The organism is Trichocoleus sp. FACHB-6 (assembly GCF_014695815.1).
GTDB lineage: Bacteria > Cyanobacteriota > Cyanobacteriia > Cyanobacteriales > FACHB-T130 > Funiculus > Funiculus sociatus.
This window is the reverse complement of record NZ_JACJOY010000126.1, coordinates 1-24,006: the sequence shown is the minus strand read 5'-3', so window position 1 is coordinate 24,006 and position 24,006 is coordinate 1. Positions and strand designations below refer to the sequence as shown.

The window sequence follows — 24,006 nt, the reverse complement described above, 5'->3', positions numbered from 1 at the left end:
AGCCGCTATGGATGATGATTATATGATTCAAGTTCTCAGTTCTTGTTTTCTTGACCCTACCTTAGATTCTTCTGATTCCTTGTGTCAAGCCTGATTAAGATGCTCTTACCCTGGACGCACAACTCTGGCTCAAAAACTTGACTTGGAGACAACTTAAACAAGAGTTTCCAGAAATTGAGCAAGATGTCAGGAATGGCATTAAAACTTATAAAAGCTTGATTAAGGATGCTGAAGCTAATCAGGATACCAAAACATCAGACAAGTTAAAACATACATATAGTTATTATGAGTACGTTTCTGAAACGCTGAAATCTGATAGCACAGAAACCCCTTTCAAGCACCCTTACTACTGGGCAGCCTTTCAGGTCAAAGGTATGGGATAGTCTACCTTGAATTGGGGCTGACAGCCTTGTAGGGAATGAAGCGATCGCCATTAACAAGCGTCCCATTCGCTCCTAAATCTCAGATTACAAGTTCTGTAGCTATGCAAAGGATCGCCCCATTCATCCCTCATCCTTTTCTATTGGGCGCTGCGAACTAAAATTACCGTGCTTTTCACGCCACGCGCGATCGCTTCCGGTATATTTCCTTTAATCGCTTGTTGCAACATTCCCTCACGACTGGCACCTAATACCACCACATCGCAATCATCGGCGTGCGCCAAATTGATGACCGCATCGGAAACAGAAGTGGCGCGAACCGGAATTGCCATCACACTTGCGCTCAACTGGCTACTGAGGAAAAGAGCAGATTTTTCTAGCACAGCTGTGTCAGGCAAAAGTGTGGAGGGATGGAAAATTTGGGCTAACTGGATGGCTGGTGTCTGCGACAGGGAAAGCAAAGAAGGTAAAATTTGCAAAGCTTGCTGGGCGTTAGGGCCACCAGCGATAGGAACCAACCACTTGCGGAAAGCCGAAGGTAGCAGACAGAAGGATGAATTAGAAGTAAACCCTTGACCTATTTTCACCAACACCAGCTCGCAAGGAGCCTGTCGGATAATGGTGTCCACAACATCGCCAAAAATGCGACCTTGGGTGATGCTGGTGCCTTTCCAGCCCATTAATAACACATTGATGTGTCGCTCGTTAATCGTTTCCAGGATCGCCTGAGCGATATCGTGGGATACCCGAATCTGCGTGTGAATCGGAATATTCAATTCTTTGCCTAGTTTTTCCGCCTGACGTAGCAAGCGGCGACTAGCACCCGTCTTCACAGGTGATTGCGCGGGGGCGCTGCTGCGTCCAACTAAAATCACCTGAAGACACTCTAATTCATAGTTGCGATCGCGGGCAATTGCGGCTGCCATCTGCAACAGCGCTGGTGCTGTTTGCGGGTTGGCTAGGGGAACTAGCATTCGTCCGGTTCCTATGGCAGGAGCGCGAGTTTGATAAACTACATAGGAAGGTTCCGACCGGGGGCCAATAGAGCCAGTTTGACCGTTCAGCTTGTCTGCTTCCGCCTTGATAATATCGGCGCGGGTAATAATCCCAATCAGCTTGCGCCCTTCCGTGACTGGCAATCGGCTGATTTGATAGCGATTAAGTAAATATAAAACATCGCCAAGCGAAGCTGTCGCACCAACAGTCACAGGTTGCGGTGTCATAATCCGCGATAGGGGGAGATTTCCCGGCAGACTGCGCTCTTTGTAAATTGCTAAATCTGTTTGGGTGACAATACCAACCAGCAATCCCTTGTCTACAACGGGGAAACCGCGATGATGGGAACGGGAAAAAGCTTGCGTCGCTTCATCAAGGCTGATATTACTAGGCAAGGTTTCCACCCGGCGCTGCATCACATCTTCTGCCTTGAGATTTGCCAATAGTCCATCGGTAGTCGGCTTTTTCTCTAAATGAATGCCATTCCACTCTAAGAGGCGACTGTAAAGCGATCCTCTGGTTATCTTTTCCGACACCAGATAGGAAACCACCGAACCAATCATCAAAGGTAAGACAAGGTTAAAGTCCATCGTCATTTCAAAGACAATGACAATGGAGGTGATTGGAGCTTTGGCAACGGCGCAGAAAAATGCCCCCATGCCAGCCAGAGAGTAGGTAGCAGGCGAACCGACTCCCAAAGTTGCCTGTTGGAGGAGTCCCACTAGATAGCCCAGCCCAGATCCCAAAATTAGGGAGGGGGAAAATAAACCACCGGGAGCGCCAGAGCCACAGGCGACAAGTGTTAAGATATACTGCACGACAAAAGCTATGGTCGTAAATTGCCAAGCCGCCTCACCCGTGACTAAAAATTCTCGCAAACCTGTGTTGTCCCGAAAGCTTTCGGGTAGCAAAGCGATCGCTATCCCAGAAATCAAACCAGCCAAAGCGACTCGTTGACTTAAAGGCAGTTTCAGGGTGCGGTAGAAGCCGAGACTGGCAAAAATTCCCTTAGAAAACCATGCTCCCAACAACCCAGCCAAAGCTCCCAACAACAGGTAAAAAGGAATCTCTTGTACAGAGAAGCTAGACTGAGATGCTGTTATCGTCAAGTTAAGTTCCAGGCTGCGGCCCCCTAAGAGCCGCGAGACAACCGCACCGATGAAGGATGCTAAAATTGCTGTCCCTAGAGTCAGGTCAGATAAATCCTGAAGCAGTTCTTCTACAATAAATAGGACTCCAGCTATCGGCGCATTGAAGCCAGCGGCTAACCCCGCACCAGCACCCGCAGCAATCATCTGGCGGCGATGGTCGGGGGAGGTGGGAACCCAGTGACTCAGTTGCGCGGCGACGGCTGCACCCACATGAACGGTTGGGCCTTGTCGCCCCAAGGTCAGTCCGGAACCCAAGGCCAGGATGCTGCTCAATAATTTAACTATGGCAACCCGTAAATTCAGCGCTATGGGAAATTGGGCAAGAGCAGCTTTGACATAAGGAATACCGCTACCAGCAGCTTCCGGTGCCTGACGTTCCACCAGCCAACCGGAGAGGAATCCAAAGGATAAACCAATGACAGGGAGGACGATCCACGCTGGTAAAAAGTGGGACGCATGAACTCGCCATGCGCCTAAAGCCCCAACTGATACCTTTAATAGAACTCCTGAGAGTCCCGACACTAAACCAATCAGACAAGCTTCAGCGATCGCTACCCGCCGTCTGGGACGTAAGAAAGTTTTGAATTGTAAAGACGCGATATATCGCTTCTGAGTTTTGAGTTTTAATTTGAAAGACTTTAACCGAGAACTTAACTCTCTCAAATAATTCATAATTCACTCAAAACAATCAAGAGCTAATAGCTATTGATGGAACAATTCGCTATTAGCTATTAGCCATTGTGCAACTAACTAATAACTTTTCCGGTGACAGATAGCCCTTCTACAATCAGAGAGGGTGTATAAATCGAATCGTTCCAATCGGCATCGCCTCCCAGTGCTACTAACTGTTTCAGCGCTGTGTAGACGTTACCCGCAACCATAGTATCTTTCACTCGCCCGACTACCTGACCGTTCTGTACGCGGTAGCCTAGCTCAACGTTAACCGAGAAGTCGCCAGAAATACCAGCACCGCCGCCCAGCATCTGGTCTACCACCAGTCCATCATCCAATTTTTGCATTAAGTCCAACAGCGTCCCCTTCCCTTGCCCAACCAGCAAATTAAATAGTTCCGGTGTGGGATAGCTGCCTAAACCGGGGCGAAACCCGTTGCCTGTGGTGCCGCTGCCCAGCTGCCGCCCTGTGGTGCGATCGGTATAAAATAGTTGCAAAATGCCGTCTTTTATAAAGATTAGTTCCCGTGTGCTGGTGCCTTCATCATCAAAAGGACAGCTGAATGGCCCGGATTGCGGGTTTTGGGAAATGGTGATGGCTTCTGATATTACCTGTTCCGTTAGGCGATCGCTCCAGGGGGAAGCACCTTCGATTACCCGTTTGCCATTGAGTGCAGCTGCAACTGTCCCCCAAAGCATTTCTGCTGCTTTGGCGGTGAATAGCACTGGTACGCGACCGATGGGGGGGGAAACGTTTTCTTTAGACCAACTCAAGCGCTGCACAATTTGGAGAGCCAGCGCGACTGGATCGAGTCTGTCCCGCTGGGTTTGCCCATCGCTGACACTAAGAATATCATCCCCCCGCACCCACTCTGCTCCTAGATAACAGCTGAGGGTGGTATCGGTATAACGGCAATCTAATCCTTTAGAGTTGACAAATCGCGTAGTTTCTGATTCGCATTCCCAGGTGCTAGAACAGAGGACTTCTGGGTAAGCGTCTCGGACGATGGCGATCGCTTCTTTGCCCATAGACACCAGATCCTCAACTTGTACTACCTCTCCCAAGTCTGGATAGTTGCCTTTAGTACCATCAGTTAGTTCCACCGTTTCTGGTGGGTTGAGCTTAGCGATCGCGATCGCCCGATCCACCAAGGCTTGCGCTTCCACCGATCCATAGGCGACCGCTAGCCCCGGACGCCCATTTTGCCACAGCCGCAGGGCTGTACCTTCTGCTTGAGCTATTTCTAGCTGTTTGAGTCGGTTGGCTTCAAAAAATACCGGTCGAGATAGCGATCGCGACTGATAAACCTCCGCTGCTTCTGCTCCTGAGTGCAAGGCTAGATCCAATAGCTGCTCTGCTAGAGTCTCTTGTGGCAAATCGTTAAAACCCATATCTATTGATAACTATGGAATAGGCAACCGCCAAGACGCTCTTAAAAGCCAAAAGGAAAAAGCGCCCCAACGATAGGGTCTAGCTATGTTTCCCCGAATTTGGGGCAAGACAGTAAAAATGCAAAAAAAGAGAAAATATTCCCTAGTAGTAAATAATCTTCTAGGTGGGCATTTTAACTTCTTCTGGTGCTTTTTTTTGCTTTTTTCCTTTAACTTTTTTAAGAGAGTCTAAAGTAGTAAGCAATCTTCATCTGGTGGCATTTTAACTTTTTATGAGAGTCTTTTTCTTTTTCCCTTTTTACTTTGCCATCAGAGTCTTTTTACTTAACTACAGGCAACTCTTGCAGTAGCCAAAACCCCGCAAACGATTCTGTCTGGGGGGTGGACTGGAAAGCTAAAAAATGCACCATCCCCGCTTTTTGCTTAGCCTGCTCAAAGTTTTTGGCTTCCTCCAGAATTTTTGGGTCTTTGAGATTAGCCAGAACCCAGCTATTACTCTCCCCTGTCTCCAATAACAATCTAGGCGACGCACCACCGCTGAACTTGATAAAAGCTGGTTCAATCCCAGACATCCAGCCAGCCATTGGTGTCGCCCTAGGGGAAAAAATCACCACGCCAGGAATTGGCGTTTGGGGCGCAAGGGGTGCGGTATCTGTCGCACCTATCAGCGGGAAAGCTTCCCCAAAGCCAATATCCCACTCGTGCATTTCCTCAAATTCCGCCGCAGGCAACGTTACAAACGCCCACTGCTGGCCTCTCAAAGCATCTGGTAGAGGCTGGGGTGGCTGGGTTTGGTATTGCACAGACGGATTAGGCGCAACAAGTTGATAGCCCGGTTCTTTGGGATAAACTTCCTGCATCCGCTCTTGTAGCCAGAAATACAGCGAAAAAGTCCGGCGAGAAAGTTGAGCTGAGATGCCCAATTCATCGCAGGCTTTGACGATCATTTTGGTCATCGGACGGCGGAAAAAGCGGATTTTTTGGGGAGCGCCGGTCTTGGAGGATGCGATCGCCTCCTCCAACGTCGTCCGCAACCATATCGAATTCACCTGGTTATTGGGGCAGAACTGAGCATAACGAAACAAAGACTCAGGTTTTGTGCGGGTATCCAAAGGACTCTCGCACACCAATAATTCCCAAATTTTTTTCTGATTCTCGTCCAAAATCGGGCGAGAGTAAAAATCTAATTCCCAAACTGTTCCCATACCAAGGCGCTCAAAACTTATCCTATCTTTTATGATACGGGGGAAGCATCCCTTGCCCTTCATGATTTACATAGACGGCTCTTACGGCGAAGGCGGCGGACAAGTGTTACGCACTTCCCTCAGCCTTGCGACTATCACAGGTCAACCGATACGCATCGAACGCATTCGGGCGGGACGCAAAAAGCCCGGACTAGCTGCCCAACACCTTACAGGGGTACGGGCGGCGGCGGCAATTTGTAACGCCCAAGTACAGGGGGATGAGTTGGGTTCAACGAATTTAGAGTTTACCCCCAGTTCCTCTGTTCAAGCTGGAAAATACACTTTTGATGTCAGCGACGCACGGGAAGGCCGATCGGCGGGTGCGGTCACTTTGGTTTTGCAGACTATCTTACTGCCCTTAGCTCTGGCTCGTGGCGATTCGCAAATAATACTGCGCGGCGGCACTCATGTAGCATATAGTCCCTCACTCTCCTACATTGAGCAAGTTTACCTGCCCATCTTGAAACGAATGGGGGTGCAAGCTGAAGTAAGGCTACACCGTTGGGGATGGTATCCGCAAGGCGGCGGAGAAGTGGAACTGCACGTCAGTGGCGGTAGCACCCTCACCAGCATTAATTTACTCGAACGAGGACAATTGCAGGAAGTGCGGGGTTTAGCTGTGGTGACACAACTCCCCTCCCACATTCCGCAACGGATGGCAAGCCGTGCAGAGAATTTGTTACACGAGGCACATCTGAAAGCCACGGTGCGTCCATTGCGAGAAAGGGGTGTTGCACCAGGGGCGGGTATTTTTCTCACAGCTGAGTATGAAGACAGTTTGGCTGGTTTTGGTGCCTTGGGGCGTTTGGGGTTGCCAGCTGATAAAGTAGCTGAAATAGCTTGTCAGGAGTTGCTGAATTTTCATAAAACTAATGCACCTGTTGAGGAGCATTTGGCGGATCAGTTGCTATTGCCTACGGCTTTGGGTTCCGAGACGAGTCAATACCGAGTAGCTGAGATTAGCACGCATTTAACTACTAATGCTTGGGTGATTCATCAGTTTGGCATTGCATCGATAACTATAGATGAAGTTGAGCGGGTGGTGACTGTAACACCCAACACTTAAAGGGGCAGCGATGCCCTAAGAGCGCGATCGCTTTCTCTTTTCCCATCTGGCAATCAGAAACCATATTTAGCGCCCAATACCACAATTTTGTCGCTATGATTTGCCTTTTGACGCAAATCACATTTTTCTCTGATGAAAATCGCGCCTCTAAAAGCTGGAGATCACCTGTTTTGATGGTGAATTTGGACGAACAGTTTTGAAGAAAGATATAAGCCCACTATCTAGAGGAATAAAAATATGCCAACGTCTTATTCAGTAACTTCTTCTGTAAAACCTGCCGATCAAAACGCGCTGACTCAGGCTGATGTTTCGGGGAACACTGTTGCTGGTGTTCTCCTAATTGTCATTCCTTTGAGCATTGTTTTAGGATCTGTTTTATATAAAAAATTTCGTCCTAAACATCGTGCTACTCTTCTCTTGGAACAAATTGAAATTTTAGAGAGAATCTGGCGGATTAGTCCAGAAAATAAATATTAAATAGTAGACATAAAAATAGCAGACTACCACCGCCCTTTCTCATTTCAGTCCACACTGGAGAAGAAATCTCCGAAGTTTTGATGGATTTACAGTGGTTAAAAACCCGGCTGCTGGTGGTGGATTTTCCTTGACGGTAAAAGAGATCGCATTAAATTCGCCTGACTAAAGTGGGAGCGATCGCTAAAGAATCCTCAAATATTGCTCCTCGCCGCTTCAACTCCAGCCTCATCTGCTCACCAAGTCCTACATTCCATCCAAATTCAGCATTCTTAACTTTTGCACCGTTCAGGATAGCACCACTGAAGATGGCACCCTTCAAGTCAGCACCAGTTAAGTCAGCACGGCTCAGGTTGGCACCCTTCAGGTCAGCACCAGTTAAGTCAGCACTACTCAGAGAAACACCAATCAGCTCAGCACGCTTGAGGTTAGCGCCAATCAAGATGGCACCATTGAGGATGGCACCGCCCAGGATAGCATGGCTCAGGTTGGCATGGCTTAAATCGACGACACTGCTTAAGTCGGCACCGCTCAGGTCAGCATGGCTGAGGTTGGCACCTCGGAGATCCACCCCCCGGAGATCCACACCACTCAGGTTGGTGCAACTGAGATCGGCACTGCTGAAAATAGCATGGCTCAGGTCGGCACCGCTGAGGTCGGAACAGCTCAAATTGCCATCGCTGAGGTTGAAACAGCTCAGATTGACCCCACGGAGATCGATATTGCTCAGGTCGGCTCCTGCGAAATCTTCGGCAGGATTTAGAGCGGAAATTTCCGCAAGCTCAAACAAATCATCAGTTTGTGCCTCTACAACCAGATGGATCAGTTCTTCAATTTCCTGAAGAGATTTAGTCTTAGTCATATAGCAACACTGCCTGACTTAAATAGGGCGTTAATTTTGCATCTATTAGCCACTGGGTAATCATTATGTTTAACACTACCCTCTTATTAGAATTAATATCTTCTAAACCCACTCCTTGTATATCCCTCAACAGGACATCTTTCTTTGAAACTTCAAAGAAACCTGTCACAATGCAAGGCTTTTTCGTCACATACAAAGTTCCCAGTTTTTCCCGATAACTCACGCCAATCAATACTGGCTGACTCCTCTCTTTTGTAAAAGTCCAAGACGGGTTTTCTGGCTCCCCTTGAGTTGTAACTTGATAGGCAGTGACTCCAAATTTATTCATCATATCTGCTTTTTGCTCCCCGGTGCCGTTTGCTTTCGCTTTAGCTTTAATCTCACTTAGGGCAGCATCAAAGTCTTGGGAATTTTGAGATTTATTAACTTCCCGATTTTGTCTATCCGTGTGAATCAAAAGTTGACGCGAGCCTGTTAACTTACGCGACTCATAGGGCATAACGCCATTTGTCAGCTTCAGTTTTAGTTTTGCACTTTTTAAACCAAACTTGACTTGCCCGCCCAAGAACGACTCCCAATCTTCCTTGAAACTCACGGTCAAGTAGAGGTCAATGTGTCTAGGTGATTTTGGCTCCCCGTTCAATTCCATGTACAGGCAACCAGATTTGTTTTCTAGCTGAACCACCCGAAGCGGCTGGGGGAGAGGCTTTTGCATTAGAGCATCTCAAGAAGTGCAAATACATCGGGTAGAGAATCCGCAAAGTTGCCACTTCAGTTGTAAATTAGTCTATTCCTTTAGCAGCAAGATGCACCAGTTGCTTTGCCTACCTGGTGTGACTCATTCGGCAATTACTGAAATATTAATAAAGCTAACATAAAGGTGCCATCCATCAACGGTATTGACTACTAATTGAAACATACAATTGTCCTCAGCTATCGTCAAAAATTGCCCCACGCTGCTTCAGCTCAAGCTTCATCGCCTCGGAAAGTCCTAAAGCCCCTATTAGGCGAGCATTTTCTACATTGGCACCGCTTAAATTGGTACGCTTGAGGTCAGCATTTTGCAAATTCGCCCTGCTTAAGTTGGCACCACTCAAGTCAGCATCACTGAGAGTAGCCCCACTCAAATCTGCTGCCACCAACTTGGCATTAGGTAAGTAAGCGCTGTATAAGTTTGCACTCTCCAGGTTGGCACCACTGAGGTTAGCGCGGGGCATTTTGGTACGCAAATCGGCTCGACTCAGGTTAGCACCGCGCAAGTCAGCATCGCGGAGGTTGGCATTACAAAGGCAGGCACCAGCCAGGTTAGCACTTTCCAGGTTGGCACGGCTCAAGTCCGCAAATGTTAGGTCTGCGTCGCTCAGATTGGTATGATTGAGGTCAGCATTGCTCAGGTCAGCGCTGCGGAGGTTAATACCACTCAGGTCAGCTTTGGCAAAATCTTCAGATGGATTGATGCCAAGCATTTTGGCATGAGCTAAGAAGTCTAGAGCCTCAGCTTGCCATAGTTTCCTGACAAGAGAGGAGTGCTGTTGCTGGTAGTCGTTCGCCGCTTGCGAGTCAAGAAGAGCATCTGAGACTAAACGTAGATTTTTGAGCGCCAGCCCCTCTGTTCGACTGTCTTGCAATTGGAGGGCGATCGCTCGACACTCTTGAAAGCATTCCTTCGCCTGGCTATACTCCTCCAAGGAATAGTAAACCGCTCCCAGATTCAAGAGCGTTTGCATCTCACTTTGACGATCTTGAATTTCGCGGACAATGGTTAAACGCTCTTTCTGGTAAGCGATCGCTTTTAGCTCCTCTCCCATCAGGTAGTAAGCATTTCCCAAGTTACCAAGGGCATTCCCCTCACCGCGTCGGTCTTGGATACTTTGAGCTAGATTCAAGTGCTGCTGATAGAATGCGATCGCTTGCGGTAAATCTCCCGAAGCCTTGTATGCAGCTCCCAGATTCCCTAAAGCTGCTCCCTCCCCAATGCTATTTTGGCTGGCTCGATACATAGAAAGCGCCTCTTGCCAAGACTGCATTGCAGCCTCTAGAGACGCGATTAGTCGCGTCTCTATATACGCCTGATATTGCACAATTCCTTGCTTTAGCAGTTGGTCGGCTTCAGGAGCCATACTCCTCCTCTGCACCAGATGAGGTAATTGGATTAAGAGCTATTAACTCTTAACTCCTAACTTTTTATAAATAGCCTTTTTTTATTTTTTAGCAGATTGCCCCGCGTCGCCTCAAGTCCCGCTTTATGCTCTCTGGCAATCCTTCATTTTCGCCAAATCGCGCCTTCTGGACTTTCGCACTGCTTAGGTCAGTATCGCTGAGGTTAGCACCACGTAGGTCAGCGCTGCTCAGGTCAACACCCTGCATATTGACACCAATCAAGATGGCATTATTTAGGTTGGCACGGCGCAGAGAAGCATGACTCAGGTTAGCATCGCTTAGGTTGACACAGCACAATTTCGCATCCATCAAGTTGGCGCGGCGCAGGTCAACTCCAATTAGTTTGGCATCATTGAGAGTAGCGCAAAGCAAGTTGCAAGTATTGAGGCTAGCACCAACCAGGTTGGCACCGCTCAAGTTGATATTGATCGTGTCAGCACAAATCAAGTTGGCACTGATCAAGTTGGCGTTGCTGAGGTCAGCATTGTTCAGGTTGGCTCTGCTCAGGTTAGCACCACTGAGGTCAGCACAACTGAGGTTGGCAGCCAGTAACATAGTACCGCTCAAAATGGCACCGCTCAAATCGGCACCACTCAGGTCAACACCACTCAGGTTCCCACCAGCAAAATCTTTAAGAGGATTTAACCCTGCAATTTGCGCTAGTTCAGAGAAACTATCCGTCTCTGCTTCTACGACGCGCAGGATCAGGTTTCTAATTCTCTGGAGAGATTTTTCATTAGGCACATTCCCACTTGGCCTGATCTGCATAAGGTTTTATATTTGACTCCGCGACGCTCAGGGCAATAATTCTCTCTATCACTGCCCTCTTGTTACGACTAATGTTTTTCAAGCCTAGTTCCTCTGCATCAGGATAGTCTGTCACCAGACTTTCTTTTTGTAGCTGAGCCAAAATTTCTTCTAAAGAGCTTTGCAGCTCAGTGGTATTTTTATTTTTCAGTTGCTCTAGTTTTAAGTTTGCACAATTTGGGTATTGCATTATTTACCTCTGGGTAATTTGTTTAGTGTCTCTGTATCTAATTTTAAAATACCATTGTACTGTAATGGATCACGGTAGTGGGTATCCAATCTTTACGCCTTTTGGCTGAAAGTTTGGTTACAAAAAACACACATAATTTACCTACATAGGGATAGAGTCCATTTCAGTAATCGTTGCTTATGCCTTGTATTCCAAAATACTTCTGCAAGCTTAATGATAGTTAATATATGTCTTAGGGATTTTATTTTAAGTAAGTTATATGTAACATTTTATTATAAAAAGAGTAATTAAAAATACCTACTTCAGGATAGAGGGGTAATCTCGATGATTTCCTTAAAATCAAATAGAAAGAAATAAGCTTTCACCCATTCAAATTGCAATATCAATTAATCGTTTTTTGTCAGCTGTCGGTCGTTGGTTGTTTGTTGCAACTAATATCTTGTACCAATGTGAAATAGAGGCGGTTGCCTCCCTTCCCTGGAAACGAGGGAAAGGAGGCTAGAAACGGGCTTTTGTAGGGTTTATTTGTGGTTGCCGATATATTCTTGCAATGACTTCACCTGCAAGGGTTGAGACTGCAACGAACGAATCGCCGCCGCTGTTGCTTTGGCACCAGCAATAGTTGTGATCATCGGGATTTTGTAAGTTAGAGCGCTCCGGCGAATCAGCCGACCATCTGTCTGCGCCTCTTCTCCAGAAGGCGTAGTGATAATTAGCTGAATCTTGCTATTTTTAATTGCATCTAGTACGTGAGGACGACCCTCATGCAATTTCAGCACCAGTTCAACATCTAACCCATTCTCTCGCAATACTTTCCTGGTGCCTTCGGTTGCCATTATCTGGAAACCTAATTCCATCAGGTTTTTCACTACAGACACAACCGCCGCTTTATCGCGGTTGTTCATCGACACAAACACCGTTCCAGATAAAGGTAAACGCTGTCCTGCTGCCAATTCTGCCTTAGCAAAGGCTGTCCCAAAGTCGGCACCAATTCCCATCACTTCGCCAGTAGAGCGCATCTCAGGGCCGAGAATGGTATCTGTGCCAGCGAATTTCTCAAAAGGCAATACCGCCTCTTTGACCGCAATGTGACTTGGCATCACTTCCTCGGTAAATTTTAGAGATTCCAGCGTCGCACCTGCCATAATTCGGGATGCTAAGCCAGCTAAGGGAACTCCGGTGGCTTTGGAGACATAAGGCACGGTACGCGAGGCTCTGGGGTTGGCTTCGAGGATGTAAACTTGTTCGCCTTGAACAGCAAACTGGATGTTCATCAATCCGATGACTTTCAGGGATTTGGCTAGTTCGACCGTCCAGTTGCGAATTGTCTCCAGCACTGGCTCGGAGAGGGAAGTATAGGGCAACGAGCAGGCAGAATCTCCGGAGTGAATTCCCGCCTGTTCAATATGCTCCATGATACCGCCGATTACGACGTTGCCAGTGTGGTCTGCGATCGCATCCACATCCACTTCAATCGCATTCTCTAAGAATTTGTCGATTAAAATGGGATGCTCCGGCTCTACTAGAACGGCATAAATCATGTAGCGCTGCAAGTCCTCATCGGAGTAGACGATTTCCATCGCCCGTCCTCCTAATACATAAGAAGGACGTACCACAACCGGGTAGCCAATACGCTTCGCTACAGCTAGAGAATCTTCGTAACTCCGAGCCAGACCGTTTGCTGGCTGCTTGATATCGAGTTCCCGCAGGATTTTTTCAAATCGCTCTCGGTCTTCAGCAGTGTCAATCGAATCTGGCGAGGTTCCCCAAATTTTAGCTGTTATTTCCGGGTGGGATTGCAGATATTCCTGTAAAGGTAAAGCCAATTTCAACGGTGTTTGACCGCCAAACTGGACAATAATCCCTTCTGGCTGTTCCGCCTCGATGATGTTGAGTACATCTTCTTTGGTCAGGGGCTCAAAATACAAGCGATCGCTTGTGTCATAATCTGTGGAAACTGTCTCTGGGTTCGAGTTGACCATAATTGTCTCAAACCCTTCTTTGGATAAGGCATAAGCCGCATGACAACAACAGTAGTCAAACTCAATCCCCTGTCCAATGCGGTTCGGGCCACCGCCTAAAATCATCACTTTGCGCTTAGTAGAAGGCAACACCTCCGATTCTTCCTCGTAGGTCGAGTAGTAGTATGGAGTTAACGCCTCAAACTCAGCCGCACAAGTATCCACCGTCTTGTAAACAGGCACGATACCCAGCGATTTCCGATAATCGCGGACTTCATCCTCTGTGGTTTTAGTAGCATAGGCGATTTGGCGATCGCTAAATCCCTGCCGCTTAATATCCCACATTTGTTCCTTCTTCAGGTCTTTGAGCTGACTCCGCTTCAGGAACTTCTCGGTTTCCAACAGTTCCTGCATCTTATCCAGAAACCACAAATCGATTCCGGTGAGTTCATAAATCTCTTCCGCTGTCATCCCCATCAAAAAGGCATGACGCACTGTAAAAATCCGTTCTGGGTTCGGTGTCCGCAAACCAGCCCGAATTTGCTCCAATGAAGGTAACTTCTCCTTCTTATCGCATCCCCATCCGGCGCGTCCTGTCTCCAAACCACGCAAAGCTTTTTGGAACGACTCGCAGAACGTCCGTCCCATCGCCATCACTTCTCCCACCGATTTCATCTGCGTTGTCAGCACCGCTTGAGAACCGGGAAATTTCTCAAATGCAAATCGGGGAATCTTCGTCACCACATAGTCAATTGTCGGCTCAAACGAGGCTGGTGTTTTCTTAGTGATGTCGTTGGGAATTTCATCTAAGGAGTAACCCACCGCCAACTTCGCCGCCATTTTAGCAATCGGGAATCCCGTCGCCTTAGATGCAAGCGCGGAACTGCGGGAAACTCGCGGGTTCATCTCAATTACAATCAATTCGCCTGTAAGTGGATTTATGGCAAATTGAATATTTGAGCCGCCCGTCTCTACCCCAATTTCGCGGATAATCTTAATTGAGGCATCCCGAAGCCGCTGGTATTCCTTGTCTGTCAAGGTTTGCGCTGGCGCTACGGTAATTGAGTCCCCGGTGTGAATACCCATCGGGTCAAGGTTCTCGATTGAGCAGATAATCACTACGTTATCTGCCAAATCGCGCATTACTTCCAGTTCGTACTCTTTCCAACCCAGAAGCGACTTTTCCACCAGAATCTGTGACATGGGAGAAGCATCTATACCTCCCTGTGCCATTTCTTCAAATTCTTCTTGGTTGTAAGAAATACCGCCGCCCGTGCCGCCGAGGGTGAAAGCGGGACGGATAATTAAGGGGTAGGAGCCGATTTCGCGAGCGATCGCTTTCGCTTCTTCTAGTGTACTAGCAATTCCCGACGGACAAACTGGCACCCCAATTCGTGCCATCGCTTCTTTAAACAGCAGGCGGTCTTCGGCTTTCTCAATAGCTGGTAATTTGGCTCCGATTAACTCAACACCGTACTTGTCCAATACTCCATTCTTCGCCAGCGCCACGGCTAAATTTAGAGCAGTCTGACCCCCCATCGTTGGCAATAAAGCATCAGGTCGCTCTTTTTCTATCACCTTCTCCACCACGTCTGGTGTCATCGGTTCAATGTAGGTGCGGTCAGCGGTTTCCGGGTCGGTCATAATCGAAGCTGGGTTGGAATTAATCAACACCACTTCATATCCTTCTTCCCGAAGCGCTTTACAGGCCTGAGTCCCTGAATAATCAAACTCGCAGCCTTGTCCTATGACAATTGGCCCGGAGCCTAGTAGCAAAATTTTATGAATATCATTGCGACGGGGCATATTTGTTAGTCCTAGCGTAACCGTTGTCAAGTCCTGATCATTCTACGGGGTTTCATCCTATTCCTGGCGGGTTATTGGGTCTATTTTTCCAAGATTTGATGACTTATGATTTAGGGAGTGGGAGCTTACTTTCGTTACTCTCATTCCCAGGCGACCCCCTAGGAACGAGAGTAACTGGTGCGTATAGCACAGGTTGTTTCTGGCAAAAGCGGATTTTTTTGTTTAGCAGGGTTGACAAATCCAATCAATAAATTTATAGTTTTAGCTCGTATTTCCCTGTGCATCAATAACGAAAATGACAGAGAGAGATAAAGTATCTCGTCTCTGCCATAGGTTCTCCTCTATTGAAAGAAAGGCAGTTGGGGTGCTTAAAGCTGTCTTTCGTTTGAATATTTTGGCTTATTATAGCTGAAATTGACCAAGTTGTACAGCTAAATCTTAGTTATTGCCAGACTGGACAAATCCCAGAGTTAAGCTGTCATGGGCAAGGAAGTGAGCCAGATGATAAGCACGCTCCTCAGTTTTGAGTAAAATTTGTTCGTAGAGATACCGAGTAGCGCGATCGCCCAAACTTTCTGCTTGCGCTGCTTGACGGCGAATCAACCCAATCATAGCTTGTTCAGCAGCTAAATCGTGTTCCACCATCTGACGGCAGGAAAAAACACCTTCGTCTTCCGGAGTAAAGCAGCACAGTTCTGCTAACTTGGCAAAGCCAGCCACTGGTACGCCACCGAGTCCATCCAAACGTTCGCCAATATCATGAACGTGTCCCTGCACCTGTTCGTAGCTTTCGCTGAAGAACTCGTGCAGCATATAGAATTCTGAACCTTCAACTACAAAATGATGCTTTTGATATTGCAGGTACAGCGCCTGAAAACTTGCTAGAGCAATATTGAAGCCTTCACAAACTGGTTCAGTAACGCTGCGCTCCAGCAACACCGGATTGTCATAAACCTGACCAAAGGAGCGTAATACACTCTGAGTTTCCGACATGATCGTGTTCTCCTTTTCATTAAGCAACCGTTGTTGCTAATAAAGTCAGTGTATCACGCACTCCCAGTTTTGGCTCAAAACTAGCAGGGGTAAAGCATTCCTGCCAAAGTTTATTGGTAAATACAACGGCTTTTAGCTTGCCGAATTTGTCCTCAATGACTCCCTGGAGAAAGGGTTTCGAGTCTTCCACATCCGTCTAGGGATCGATCCAATTTCTGTCATATTTTTAAATTCTTGGCTAAGCTAGTTGAGAATTGTTAGCGTTTGGGTTATATGTAGTTATGTAGGAAAAGACGGGCGAAAATCCTTGCTACCGAAGATTTCACCGGATGTCAGGAAGTGGAGGAGAAAAAGTAAATGGTAATTTCTCGCGTTTGTAGGGACAAATGAATCCAATAGAGCCAAAAGTCGAAGCCAGCCTTGTTGTTGCAGTTAAGCCAGCAGATCGGTGGCAAGTCTATTACCGCTTGCAAGAACTAGACATACACTGCGGATGTTCGATTAACCAGCCTTTATGGGTTGATGTGCAAAGCGTTACCGGTGCTGTCCAGGTGTGGAGTGTTGTCAGACAGTTAACGGCATCCCGCCGCGACTTGGCGAGGCATCTTGAGCGATGTTGGCAATCCCTGTAACTATCCAAAAGAACTTTAAAAAGAGGATTTAATAACAGCTATGTCTAAAGAAAACTATCAAGTAGCACAATTTCATCTTCAAGGATGGTTATTGGGTTTTGTAGTTGAAGATGGCTATAAAATAAAAAGTCTGCGACTCGCCACTTCCGAGGGTGAAGCTCAAATCAAGCTTTCCAAAGAAGGTCGAATTTCCCTTTTCAGATCGGCAGTGCAACCGGGTTCTTGGGTGGAAGTTTTTGGCGAAAGAAAGCTAAAGCCCAAAAATGGCGAAATTAAACTAAAAGCTTATATTGTTAAACCAAGTGTTGCCCCCAATCAAGAGAGGGAAGTTGCACAAGTAGAAGTAATTCAGGAATTGCCTACACCTGCCAAAAAAATTCCCCTCCCTTCCGGTGTTAAAGCGACAATTTTGGTGTGTAAAAAGTCAGATTGTTGCAAGTTGGGTGCTAATAAAGTTTGTCAGGCTTTGGAAGAAGGTTTGCGCGATCGCGGCTTAGACGACCAGGTTACGATCAAGGGGACTGGCTGCATGAAGCGTTGCAAAGCAGGGCCAAATATCGTCATGCCAGATAAAACTCGCTACACTCGGATTGACGCTAAAGAAATCCCTGAAATTATAGATAAACATTTTCCAGATGAGACGATATCCCAAGAGCTAGCTGCACCTCGTTTGGAGTACGAAACAGTTAGGGTTCGTTAATAATATTTCCTGATTTATAGACAATAGAATACCCCCAACTTCTTTTTATCGGGAAGTTGGGGGTATCTGCTATGTGTAGGCTGCCATAATATTAGTACCTGACCAAAGCGAGTAGATGAATATGGCGATCGCTACTGTAACCGAAAGCTTTTCTTTAGAAGACTTTATGGCTAATCCCCCCGAAAACATGGAGTGGGTGGATGGACAACTTGTGGAGAAAATGGTAACGACGGTAAAACACAGCCGGGTTCAGGGTAAGTTAGTTCTTTACTGGGGAAATCACATAACCCAATCTGGACAAGGAGGAGAGGTTGTTGTAGAACTTCCCTGTCGGACTTTAAAGCAGGGGCGTCGTCCTGATGTATCCTATCTCACAGCGGAATTGGTAGCGCAGTTTGGTGAGGCGGGAGCATTACCACAAAGTCCGCCGCTAATTGCTGAAATCGCTTCTCCAACCGATTCAGCCGAGGATTTGTTTGCCAAAGCAAGCGAGTATTTAGAATCGGGTTGTCAGGAAGTTTGGCTGGTATTTCCTGAAAGTCGTCGGGTTTTGATTATTATTCAAAATCAGACATTAGGGTTTAACACTGGTGATGTGGTAAGTACGCTATTGGTACTGAAAGGGTTTAGTGTTGCGCTAGATGAATTGTTAGCTTGAAGCTCTATATTAAGTAGGATGAGAATTGCCTACCTTATTATTAAGGCTGGTTATAATTTTTCGCCTTTAAAGGAGTATATTTTCCTCCCAATCCTTCGACAATAGTGCGCGTATTAGCAATCAGCATTCCTTGGTAATTATCGCCTTCCGTTCCTAATGCACCGAGACTATCGGCAAATAGTTCTCTGTCTGAAACTTTGACATTCGCCTCTTTAGCTACCGCTTCAATCAGTCTGGGGTTCGTCGTTGTTTCTGCAAAAATTGTGGGGACACCAACGTTTTTGATGTCTTTAACGAGTGCTTTCACTCGGGCGGCGGTGGGTTTTTCTTCCGTACTCAGTCCACCCAAAGCTCCTTCAAAAGACAAGCCGTAAGCTTTGACATAGTAACCTAGGGCATCATGAGTTGTAACTAATTTGCGTTGAGTGGGGGGAATTGTGGCAACTTGAGTTTTAATCCAAGTATCTACCTGCCGAAGTTCACTTGTTATTTTTTCGGCGTTGCTGTTATAAAGTACCGCATTGCTGGGGGCTAATTTTTCCAAGTTGCTGCGTATGGTTTCCACAATCCGGATGCCATTTTTGGCATCGTGCCAAACGTGAGGATCGGGAATGGTTTTGCCATTTTCTTGAAATGGTTCTGGGTTGGGAACTGCAACTTCATTCACGGCAATTTTAGAAGCTGGATTTTTAGTTGCCTGGATTAATTTAATTAAACCTGGTTCAAAATCATAGCCTGCGTAGAGAATCAGTTTAGCGTTCTCAATGGCTTGGCGATCTTCCGGTTTCGGTTGATACAGGTGCGGATCGGTGCCAGGATTAATTAGGCAAGTGAGATCGATCGTGTTTTGGGCAATTTCTTGTGTTAAGTCACACAGAATATCGGTGGTTGCTACGACTTGCGGCTGATTCTTGTTGGTATTTGTCGGTATGTTAATTGGGTCAACTGGTGCTGAATTACACCCCATTAGTCCAAAGACGATCGCCACTCCGATAATTTCCAAGTTTAATTTCATATTCTGTAACATTCCTAGCGAATTGATGTTTTAATAAAAATGATAATCATTATCATATACAACAGGTCATGTTAGAGGTTCAGCATTTAGCTGTCAACTACCGGGGAGTTTGCGCGTTAGAGAATGTCAGTTTCCGTTTGGAACCAGGGCAAGTGGTGGGAGTGATTGGGCCGAATGGAGCGGGTAAGAGTACGATGCTTAAGGCGATTCTGGGCTTGATTCCGGCAAGGAGTGGAGTAGTGAAGTTTCGCGCCCGTTCTCTAAAACAGCAGTTGCAGCAAGTGGCATATGTGCCGCAGCGATCGCAAATAGACTGGGATTATCCGATTACGGCTTGGAATGTGGTGATGATGGCGCGGACTCGTCATACAGGTTGGTTTCGCCAACCCACTTGTCAATCTGAGGAAGTTGTGGCGGCGGCGTTGCGGCGAGTAGGGATGCTGGATTTGCGAAAAAGGCAGATTGGGGAGTTGTCGGGGGGACAGCAGCAACGGGTATTTTTGGCACGAAGTCTTGCACAGGAAGCTGAGTTATTCTTTTTTGATGAGCCGTTTGTCGGGATTGATAAGAAGACGGAAGAAGTTATTTTCAGTATTTTTGCGGAACTGAAGGCGGTTGGGAAAACTCTTTTGGTTATTAGTCACGATTTGGGTGAAAGTTTGAGTCAATATGATAATTTTTTGTTATTGAATAAACAGTTAATTGCGACTGGTTCGCGTCAGAAAGTGTTTACTGCGGCTAATATTCAAGAAGCTTATGGCTACAATTTGAATTGGTTTGCTAGTTGAATAGAGTTTTGATTGAATTCCTAATAACCAATGACTAATCACTAATGGCTAACTGGCTAATTGAACCATTGAGTTTTGAGTTTATGCGTCTGGCGATCGCTACTGCGGTTATGGTAGGCGTTCTTTGCTCTGTGGTAGGCAGTTATTTGATTGTCCAACGTATGGCATTACTGGGGGATGCGATCGCTCATTCGGTTTTACCGGGACTAGCGATCGCATTCTTTTTGGGTGTTGATATTCTCGTTGGTGCTTTTATTTCAGGTACTATCAGCACTTTTGTGGTTGCCTGGATTCAGTCTCAATCACGAGTGAAGATTGATGCCGCATTGGGCTTGGTTTATTCAGGTTTCTTTGCTTTGGGTGTTACGCTGATTACTCTTTTGAGAAGTAAACTGGATTTGAATAGTTTTCTATTCGGAGATATTTTAGGCGTAACCAGTGCAGATGCTCTGAGAACTTTCATTATTACTATTATTGTTTTATTGTTAGTCAAGCTTTTTTATAAAGAACTTTTGTTTTATACTTTCGATCCGTTAGGTGCTCAGGCTATCGGATTGCCGGGTAATTTCATTCATTTTGGATTGATGGCGGCGATTACTCTCACGATTATTGCTAGTATGCAAGCGGTGGGAGTTGTCTTAGTCGTTTCCCTGTTAATTGGACCTGGTATTACTGCCTATTTATTAGTAAAAGAATTGCACCTAATGATGGGATTAGGTGCAATAATTGCCGTAATTGCTAGTGTCAGCGGTTTGTATATTAGCTATTACTTGAATGTCCCCTCTGGACCAGCAATTGTGTTAGTTGTCTCTGGATTGTTTTTACTAGCCTTGCTGTTTAGTCCTTCCCAAGGAATTTTGACTAAGGCGGGAACAGCTAATCGTTCGACAAAGATTTTGCGACAAATAAAACAGTGGAGGCGGTGATGGGGGTTAGCGCATCGCCGCCTCTGCATCCTGACTAAAGGGTAAACTGACCTTGCATTTGACTCAAAGCCTTTGTGCAAGCAGCGCAGCTGCAACTCATGTGGTCTTTGATTGGATTACTCGGTTGCACAGATGCGAGAACTTGTTGATCCGCTACAACAACTTGTGCATGTGCAGTTGGTGCAGACAGCATGGCATTTGAAGCTTCAGCGGCTTCTGCTGCATTAGCTAACAGTAACATTGATGCCAAAATTACAGGGCAGGCTAGCATTGCCAGAGCAGTTTTGTTCATAATTTAAAAGCTGACAGTTTTTGATGGCATTATAGCCAATAAACAGTCAGCTAAGTTTCGCTCAACGGCGACCAAATCCTTGACCGCGTTGGCTTGGCGACCAAATTAGTATTTCGCCGTTGTTCCCCCCGGCGGCGAGTTGATGCCCTTGGGGATGCCATGCAAGGCAGGAAAAGCCGTCAGGTGCGCCAGAGAGATTTTGGGCTATGCTCTTGGCTTTGTGCCACAGACACACGCAGCCATCTTCTGATGCTGAAGCTAGGAGGAAGGTGTTTGGTTGAAAAGTAATGGCTTGTACGACTTCTGTATGCCTTTCTATCACTCGACCTTCCCAAGCGCGAGAGACATCTGGGTGCTTTTCCCAGACGACAATACATTCGGCGCTGGCGCTGGCTAAGAGGGGCGCACCTGTTTTTGTCAGTGCTTGCGACCAAGCTAGGCGGCGAATTTTACCGGGAAAGCCTCGCATAATCCAGGGGTGGGGATTGTTCCACTCTAAGACGGTGATGGTGCGATCTAGATTGCCAGAGGCGAGGTATTTGCCATCAGGCGACCAAGCGATCGCTAAACTAGCAGAATCAACCGACATCATATAAGGATCGTCGTCCCAATCTTGGGGATTCCAAATTTTCACCCCTTGATAGCCGCCAACTGTTAACCCCTGACCGTTGGGATGCCAATTAATATTTAAAACGGAAGATTCGGCAAAATCTAGAGTTGCGGCAATTTCGCGTTGATCGGCATCCCAAACTTGTACGAAGCGCCCCAAACTGAAAGCTAACAAATTGCTGCTGGGACTCCAAGCCATCTGGTCAACCCAAGCGCGTGCATTTTTCAAACTGGCAATTAATTCCCCGGCATTTAATTGCCAAATATTCACCCCTCCATCTTGTCCGCCTGCTGCTAAAAATTGCCCGTCTTTAGAAAAAGCTAAACAGTCTACAGATTTACTGTTAGCTGATTGTAAGAGGTTGGTTTCCTCACTTTGCAAAAGCATCACTTCCCCAGCGGCGGAACTTGCTGCTATTGTTCCATCGGGCGACCAAGCAACAACTGTCACGTAATCGGAGAGGGTTCCTTGCTTCGCCAATTTAAGCAGTGGTTCCTTTACGCTAGGCATCCTAAAAAGTCCTCTTTTAATTGGGCTTCGTTAAGATTGCGACCGATGAAAACAAGTTCATTTTTGCGTTCTTCGTCGGGTTTCCAGGGTCGGTCAGGGTTTCCCTCAAATAGCATATGTACGCCTTGGAATACATAGCGGCGGTCTTCGCCTGCAATATTGAGAATACCTTTCATCCGAAAGATATCTTGACCCTGAGTTTGCAATAGAGAACTTATCCAATGGTTGAGCTTTTCAAAATCAAGTGGTTTCGCTTCCACCAAAGCGATTGAATACACTGTTTCATCGTGTTCGTGGGCATCTTCATTTAAGAATTCTGGGTCAATTTCCAACGCCCGATTTAAGTCAAATGCTCCTACTCCTAAAAGCGCATCCATCTCTAACTCGGAGTTGCGGGTGCGGTAAATTTTTGCGATCGCATTCATTGAGCGAATCCGCTTTTCAAGCTCATCCAGTTGTTCTGGTGTCACCAAGTCAGTTTTGTTAAGCAAAATCACATCGGCAAAAGCAATCTGTTCCTGCGCTTCATCCGCTTCCCAGTGATTCCAGATGTGAAGAGCATCTACAACTGTCACTACAGCGTCTAACTTTACGCGATCGCGCATATCCTCATCCACAAAAAATGTCTGAATCACAGGCGCAGGATCGGCGAGTCCGGTGGTTTCAATCACCAAATGGTCAAACTTATTCCGCCGCTTCATCAAGTTGCTGATAATCCGAATCAAGTCGCCGCGCACGGTACAGCAGATGCAGCCGTTGTTCATCTCAAAGATTTCTTCATCGGTATTGACAATCAGTTGGTTATCAATCCCCACTTCCCCGAACTCGTTGACTATCACCGCCACCTTCAGACCGTGTTCGTGAGTCAGGATGCGATTTAAGAGCGTTGTCTTCCCCGCACCCAGGTATCCGGTGAGAACGGTGACGGGAATGGTGTTTGTCGGCGCTTGTACCATGATGGATTTCTCTAGTTCTGTAATAATGATAATCATTATTACATCATGAGCGGCAACCCAGAGGAAGGGTGAGGGCGCAAAGCGGTGTTGCTCTTAGCACGTCCCCTCCTTGAGGAGCCTTCAGTGAAAAAAACAGATTTTCCTCTAAAACTTAACGATAATCAGAAAATAGATAAGAAGAAAAGAAGCAAGCATTGAAAGCTCAAAGAGAAGCATTTCGTCAGCGTTACCAGGGAATTTTTAAACGAGTTTAGCCTGAGTTTATTGATTACGTCAGAAAAACCAAAATGCTCCTCTGTTGCTTTTCCAAATCAATTAAACAGGGGTATCTGGGACGATATGATCGAGGGCAATTTGGACGATTTTGAGGTCAATTAAGCGCGATCGCTTTCGCCGATTCAAGTGCGAATCGTTCAGCACGTTTAGCCGATTCAGCTTCTTGCTTGGCGGTTATTAGGAATTGGTATTAGCGGACAGTGTAGCTGGCTTATTTTTCCGCAATCATTTATGCAAGAAAGCCTTGAAAAAGTGTAAACTTAGTTAACACCATTTCAAGCCAATCGTTGCTCGTTTGAAATGATGGTCGTTTGAAGATATCGAAAAGTAATCGCCTCAATAGTATTTTCAAGGATTGAACGACGATCAAGATCCTAAGAGGATGTCTGAGAAGTGTACTAAGCTAAGCGTCGTAACATCAAACGAATGTTTGCGATATAGATAAAAGCTTCCGACGTCTGCGGCAAAATTTCATAATCCTTAGAGAGTC

At 46.5% G+C, this 24,006-nt stretch carries 23 protein-coding genes and 1 pseudogene; 8 read left to right on the top strand and 16 right to left on the bottom strand.

All coding sequences use genetic code 11. The features are described 5' to 3' along the window. Positions 1 to 137 precede the first annotated feature (137 nt). Positions 138 to 383 carry a hypothetical protein gene (locus tag H6F66_RS25660; RefSeq protein WP_190427646.1) on the top strand — a complete coding sequence of 82 codons (246 nt, stop codon included), beginning with the start codon at positions 138 to 140 and terminating at the stop codon, positions 381 to 383. 137 nt (positions 384 to 520) lie between these two features. Here the strand turns inward: H6F66_RS25660 and H6F66_RS25655 are convergent, their stop codons facing one another. The 3 genes from H6F66_RS25655 to H6F66_RS25645 form a co-directional block, all read right to left on the bottom strand. After that, positions 521 to 3,199, bottom strand: coding sequence for a chloride channel protein (locus H6F66_RS25655; RefSeq protein WP_190427644.1), 2,679 nt, complete (start codon positions 3,197 to 3,199; stop codon positions 521 to 523). 74 nt (positions 3,200 to 3,273) lie between these two features. Then, entirely contained in the window at positions 3,274 to 4,590 is a 1,317-nt protein-coding gene (locus H6F66_RS25650; RefSeq protein ID WP_190427641.1) for a TldD/PmbA family protein, read from the bottom strand. Positions 4,591 to 4,910: 320 nt separating this feature from the next. Then, on the bottom strand, positions 4,911 to 5,795 hold the full coding sequence (locus H6F66_RS25645; protein ID WP_190427638.1) for a Tab2/Atab2 family RNA-binding protein: 885 nt from the start codon (positions 5,793 to 5,795) through the stop codon (positions 4,911 to 4,913). Positions 5,796 to 5,856: 61 nt separating this feature from the next. On the opposite strand from H6F66_RS25645, the gene rtcA reads away from it, so the two are divergent. Beyond that, positions 5,857 to 6,900, top strand: a complete 1,044-nt coding sequence (gene rtcA / locus H6F66_RS25640) for an RNA 3'-terminal phosphate cyclase (protein WP_190427635.1) — start codon at positions 5,857 to 5,859, stop codon at positions 6,898 to 6,900. 237 nt (positions 6,901 to 7,137) lie between these two features. After that, on the top strand, positions 7,138 to 7,377 hold the full coding sequence (locus tag H6F66_RS25635; RefSeq protein ID WP_190427633.1) for a hypothetical protein: 240 nt from the start codon (positions 7,138 to 7,140) through the stop codon (positions 7,375 to 7,377). 148 nt (positions 7,378 to 7,525) lie between these two features. Here the strand turns inward: H6F66_RS25635 and H6F66_RS25630 are convergent, their stop codons facing one another. From H6F66_RS25630 to H6F66_RS25595, 8 genes are all read right to left on the bottom strand, one after another. Continuing rightward, complete coding sequence (locus tag H6F66_RS25630) at positions 7,526 to 8,236, bottom strand: pentapeptide repeat-containing protein (protein WP_190427629.1); 711 nt, start codon at positions 8,234 to 8,236, stop codon at positions 7,526 to 7,528. Then, positions 8,229 to 8,951: a hypothetical protein gene (locus H6F66_RS25625; protein ID WP_190427627.1), complete on the bottom strand. Its 723-nt coding sequence runs from the start codon at positions 8,949 to 8,951 to the stop codon at positions 8,229 to 8,231. The genes H6F66_RS25630 and H6F66_RS25625 overlap by 8 nt, the downstream gene beginning before the upstream one ends. Before the next feature lie 214 nt (positions 8,952 to 9,165). Continuing rightward, positions 9,166 to 10,356 carry a pentapeptide repeat-containing protein gene (locus H6F66_RS25620; RefSeq protein WP_190427624.1) on the bottom strand — a complete coding sequence of 397 codons (1,191 nt, stop codon included), beginning with the start codon at positions 10,354 to 10,356 and terminating at the stop codon, positions 9,166 to 9,168. 88 nt (positions 10,357 to 10,444) lie between these two features. Next, on the bottom strand, positions 10,445 to 11,164 hold the full coding sequence (locus tag H6F66_RS25615) for a pentapeptide repeat-containing protein (protein WP_190427622.1): 720 nt from the start codon (positions 11,162 to 11,164) through the stop codon (positions 10,445 to 10,447). Next, entirely contained in the window at positions 11,133 to 11,393 is a 261-nt protein-coding gene (locus tag H6F66_RS25610; RefSeq protein WP_190427620.1) for a hypothetical protein, read from the bottom strand. Before H6F66_RS25610 ends, H6F66_RS25615 begins: the two co-directional genes overlap by 32 nt. A gap of 521 nt (positions 11,394 to 11,914) precedes the next feature. After that, the gene (gene carB, locus H6F66_RS25605) at positions 11,915 to 15,160 is read right to left on the bottom strand and encodes a carbamoyl-phosphate synthase large subunit (RefSeq protein WP_190427617.1); all 3,246 of its coding nucleotides are present in this window, start codon (positions 15,158 to 15,160) and stop codon (positions 11,915 to 11,917) included. Positions 15,161 to 15,598: 438 nt separating this feature from the next. Further along, on the bottom strand, positions 15,599 to 16,153 hold the full coding sequence (locus tag H6F66_RS25600) for a Dps family protein (protein ID WP_190427610.1): 555 nt from the start codon (positions 16,151 to 16,153) through the stop codon (positions 15,599 to 15,601). Between the two features lie 19 nt (positions 16,154 to 16,172). Further along, the gene (locus H6F66_RS25595) at positions 16,173 to 16,343 is read right to left on the bottom strand and encodes a hypothetical protein (protein ID WP_190427607.1); all 171 of its coding nucleotides are present in this window, start codon (positions 16,341 to 16,343) and stop codon (positions 16,173 to 16,175) included. Between the two features lie 196 nt (positions 16,344 to 16,539). On the opposite strand from H6F66_RS25595, the gene H6F66_RS25590 reads away from it, so the two are divergent. From H6F66_RS25590 to H6F66_RS25580, 3 genes are all read left to right on the top strand, one after another. Further along, positions 16,540 to 16,785, top strand: a complete 246-nt coding sequence (locus H6F66_RS25590) for an Asr1405/Asl0597 family protein (RefSeq protein ID WP_190427604.1) — start codon at positions 16,540 to 16,542, stop codon at positions 16,783 to 16,785. Between the two features lie 40 nt (positions 16,786 to 16,825). Then, complete coding sequence (locus H6F66_RS25585; RefSeq protein WP_190427601.1) at positions 16,826 to 17,485, top strand: (2Fe-2S) ferredoxin domain-containing protein; 660 nt, start codon at positions 16,826 to 16,828, stop codon at positions 17,483 to 17,485. 115 nt (positions 17,486 to 17,600) lie between these two features. After that, on the top strand, positions 17,601 to 18,143 hold the full coding sequence (locus H6F66_RS25580) for a Uma2 family endonuclease (RefSeq protein ID WP_199295191.1): 543 nt from the start codon (positions 17,601 to 17,603) through the stop codon (positions 18,141 to 18,143). Positions 18,144 to 18,183: 40 nt separating this feature from the next. On the opposite strand, the gene H6F66_RS25575 is transcribed toward H6F66_RS25580, so the two are convergent. After that, positions 18,184 to 19,110 carry a zinc ABC transporter substrate-binding protein gene (locus H6F66_RS25575; protein WP_347269428.1) on the bottom strand — a complete coding sequence of 309 codons (927 nt, stop codon included), beginning with the start codon at positions 19,108 to 19,110 and terminating at the stop codon, positions 18,184 to 18,186. Between the two features lie 116 nt (positions 19,111 to 19,226). Here H6F66_RS25575 and H6F66_RS25570 point away from each other — a divergent pair, with 116 nt between their 5' ends. Together H6F66_RS25570 and H6F66_RS25565 are read left to right on the top strand one after the other, a co-directional pair. After that, entirely contained in the window at positions 19,227 to 19,946 is a 720-nt protein-coding gene (locus H6F66_RS25570) for a metal ABC transporter ATP-binding protein (protein WP_190427586.1), read from the top strand. 44 nt (positions 19,947 to 19,990) lie between these two features. Then, positions 19,991 to 20,872: a metal ABC transporter permease gene (locus tag H6F66_RS25565; RefSeq protein WP_190427583.1), complete on the top strand. Its 882-nt coding sequence runs from the start codon at positions 19,991 to 19,993 to the stop codon at positions 20,870 to 20,872. Between the two features lie 34 nt (positions 20,873 to 20,906). Here H6F66_RS25565 and H6F66_RS25560 read toward each other — a convergent pair whose 3' ends face one another. From H6F66_RS25560 to H6F66_RS25545, 4 genes and pseudogenes are all read right to left on the bottom strand, one after another. Next, positions 20,907 to 21,164, bottom strand: coding sequence for a hypothetical protein (locus H6F66_RS25560; protein ID WP_190427580.1), 258 nt, complete (start codon positions 21,162 to 21,164; stop codon positions 20,907 to 20,909). Positions 21,165 to 21,225: 61 nt separating this feature from the next. Continuing rightward, positions 21,226 to 22,284, bottom strand: a complete 1,059-nt coding sequence (locus tag H6F66_RS25555; protein ID WP_190427577.1) for a WD40 repeat domain-containing protein — start codon at positions 22,282 to 22,284, stop codon at positions 21,226 to 21,228. Next, positions 22,272 to 23,240, bottom strand: coding sequence for a GTP-binding protein (locus H6F66_RS25550; protein ID WP_190427648.1), 969 nt, complete (start codon positions 23,238 to 23,240; stop codon positions 22,272 to 22,274). The genes H6F66_RS25555 and H6F66_RS25550 overlap by 13 nt, the downstream gene beginning before the upstream one ends. A 674-nt stretch (positions 23,241 to 23,914) precedes the next feature. Continuing rightward, positions 23,915 to 24,006: pseudogene (locus H6F66_RS25545) on the bottom strand (IS5/IS1182 family transposase); the annotation flags it as partial.

Coding starts and splice junctions, on each gene's coding strand:
- H6F66_RS25655 (WP_190427644.1), bottom strand. CDS start 3,199: ATGAATTATTTGAGAGAGTTAAGTTCTCGGTTAAAGTCTTTCAAATTA.
- H6F66_RS25650 (WP_190427641.1), bottom strand. CDS start 4,590: ATGGGTTTTAACGATTTGCCACAAGAGACTCTAGCAGAGCAGCTATTG.
- H6F66_RS25645 (WP_190427638.1), bottom strand. CDS start 5,795: ATGGGAACAGTTTGGGAATTAGATTTTTACTCTCGCCCGATTTTGGAC.
- rtcA (WP_190427635.1), top strand. CDS start 5,857: ATGATTTACATAGACGGCTCTTACGGCGAAGGCGGCGGACAAGTGTTA.
- H6F66_RS25635 (WP_190427633.1), top strand. CDS start 7,138: ATGCCAACGTCTTATTCAGTAACTTCTTCTGTAAAACCTGCCGATCAA.
- H6F66_RS25630 (WP_190427629.1), bottom strand. CDS start 8,236: ATGACTAAGACTAAATCTCTTCAGGAAATTGAAGAACTGATCCATCTG.
- H6F66_RS25625 (WP_190427627.1), bottom strand. CDS start 8,951: ATGCAAAAGCCTCTCCCCCAGCCGCTTCGGGTGGTTCAGCTAGAAAAC.
- H6F66_RS25620 (WP_190427624.1), bottom strand. CDS start 10,356: ATGGCTCCTGAAGCCGACCAACTGCTAAAGCAAGGAATTGTGCAATAT.
- H6F66_RS25615 (WP_190427622.1), bottom strand. CDS start 11,164: ATGCAGATCAGGCCAAGTGGGAATGTGCCTAATGAAAAATCTCTCCAG.
- H6F66_RS25610 (WP_190427620.1), bottom strand. CDS start 11,393: ATGCAATACCCAAATTGTGCAAACTTAAAACTAGAGCAACTGAAAAAT.
- carB (WP_190427617.1), bottom strand. CDS start 15,160: ATGCCCCGTCGCAATGATATTCATAAAATTTTGCTACTAGGCTCCGGG.
- H6F66_RS25600 (WP_190427610.1), bottom strand. CDS start 16,153: ATGTCGGAAACTCAGAGTGTATTACGCTCCTTTGGTCAGGTTTATGAC.
- H6F66_RS25590 (WP_190427604.1), top strand. CDS start 16,540: ATGAATCCAATAGAGCCAAAAGTCGAAGCCAGCCTTGTTGTTGCAGTT.
- H6F66_RS25585 (WP_190427601.1), top strand. CDS start 16,826: ATGTCTAAAGAAAACTATCAAGTAGCACAATTTCATCTTCAAGGATGG.
- H6F66_RS25580 (WP_199295191.1), top strand. CDS start 17,601: ATGAATATGGCGATCGCTACTGTAACCGAAAGCTTTTCTTTAGAAGAC.
- H6F66_RS25575 (WP_347269428.1), bottom strand. CDS start 19,110: ATGGGGTGTAATTCAGCACCAGTTGACCCAATTAACATACCGACAAAT.
- H6F66_RS25570 (WP_190427586.1), top strand. CDS start 19,227: ATGTTAGAGGTTCAGCATTTAGCTGTCAACTACCGGGGAGTTTGCGCG.
- H6F66_RS25565 (WP_190427583.1), top strand. CDS start 19,991: ATGGCTAACTGGCTAATTGAACCATTGAGTTTTGAGTTTATGCGTCTG.
- H6F66_RS25560 (WP_190427580.1), bottom strand. CDS start 21,164: ATGAACAAAACTGCTCTGGCAATGCTAGCCTGCCCTGTAATTTTGGCA.
- H6F66_RS25555 (WP_190427577.1), bottom strand. CDS start 22,284: ATGCCTAGCGTAAAGGAACCACTGCTTAAATTGGCGAAGCAAGGAACC.
- H6F66_RS25550 (WP_190427648.1), bottom strand. CDS start 23,240: ATGGTACAAGCGCCGACAAACACCATTCCCGTCACCGTTCTCACCGGA.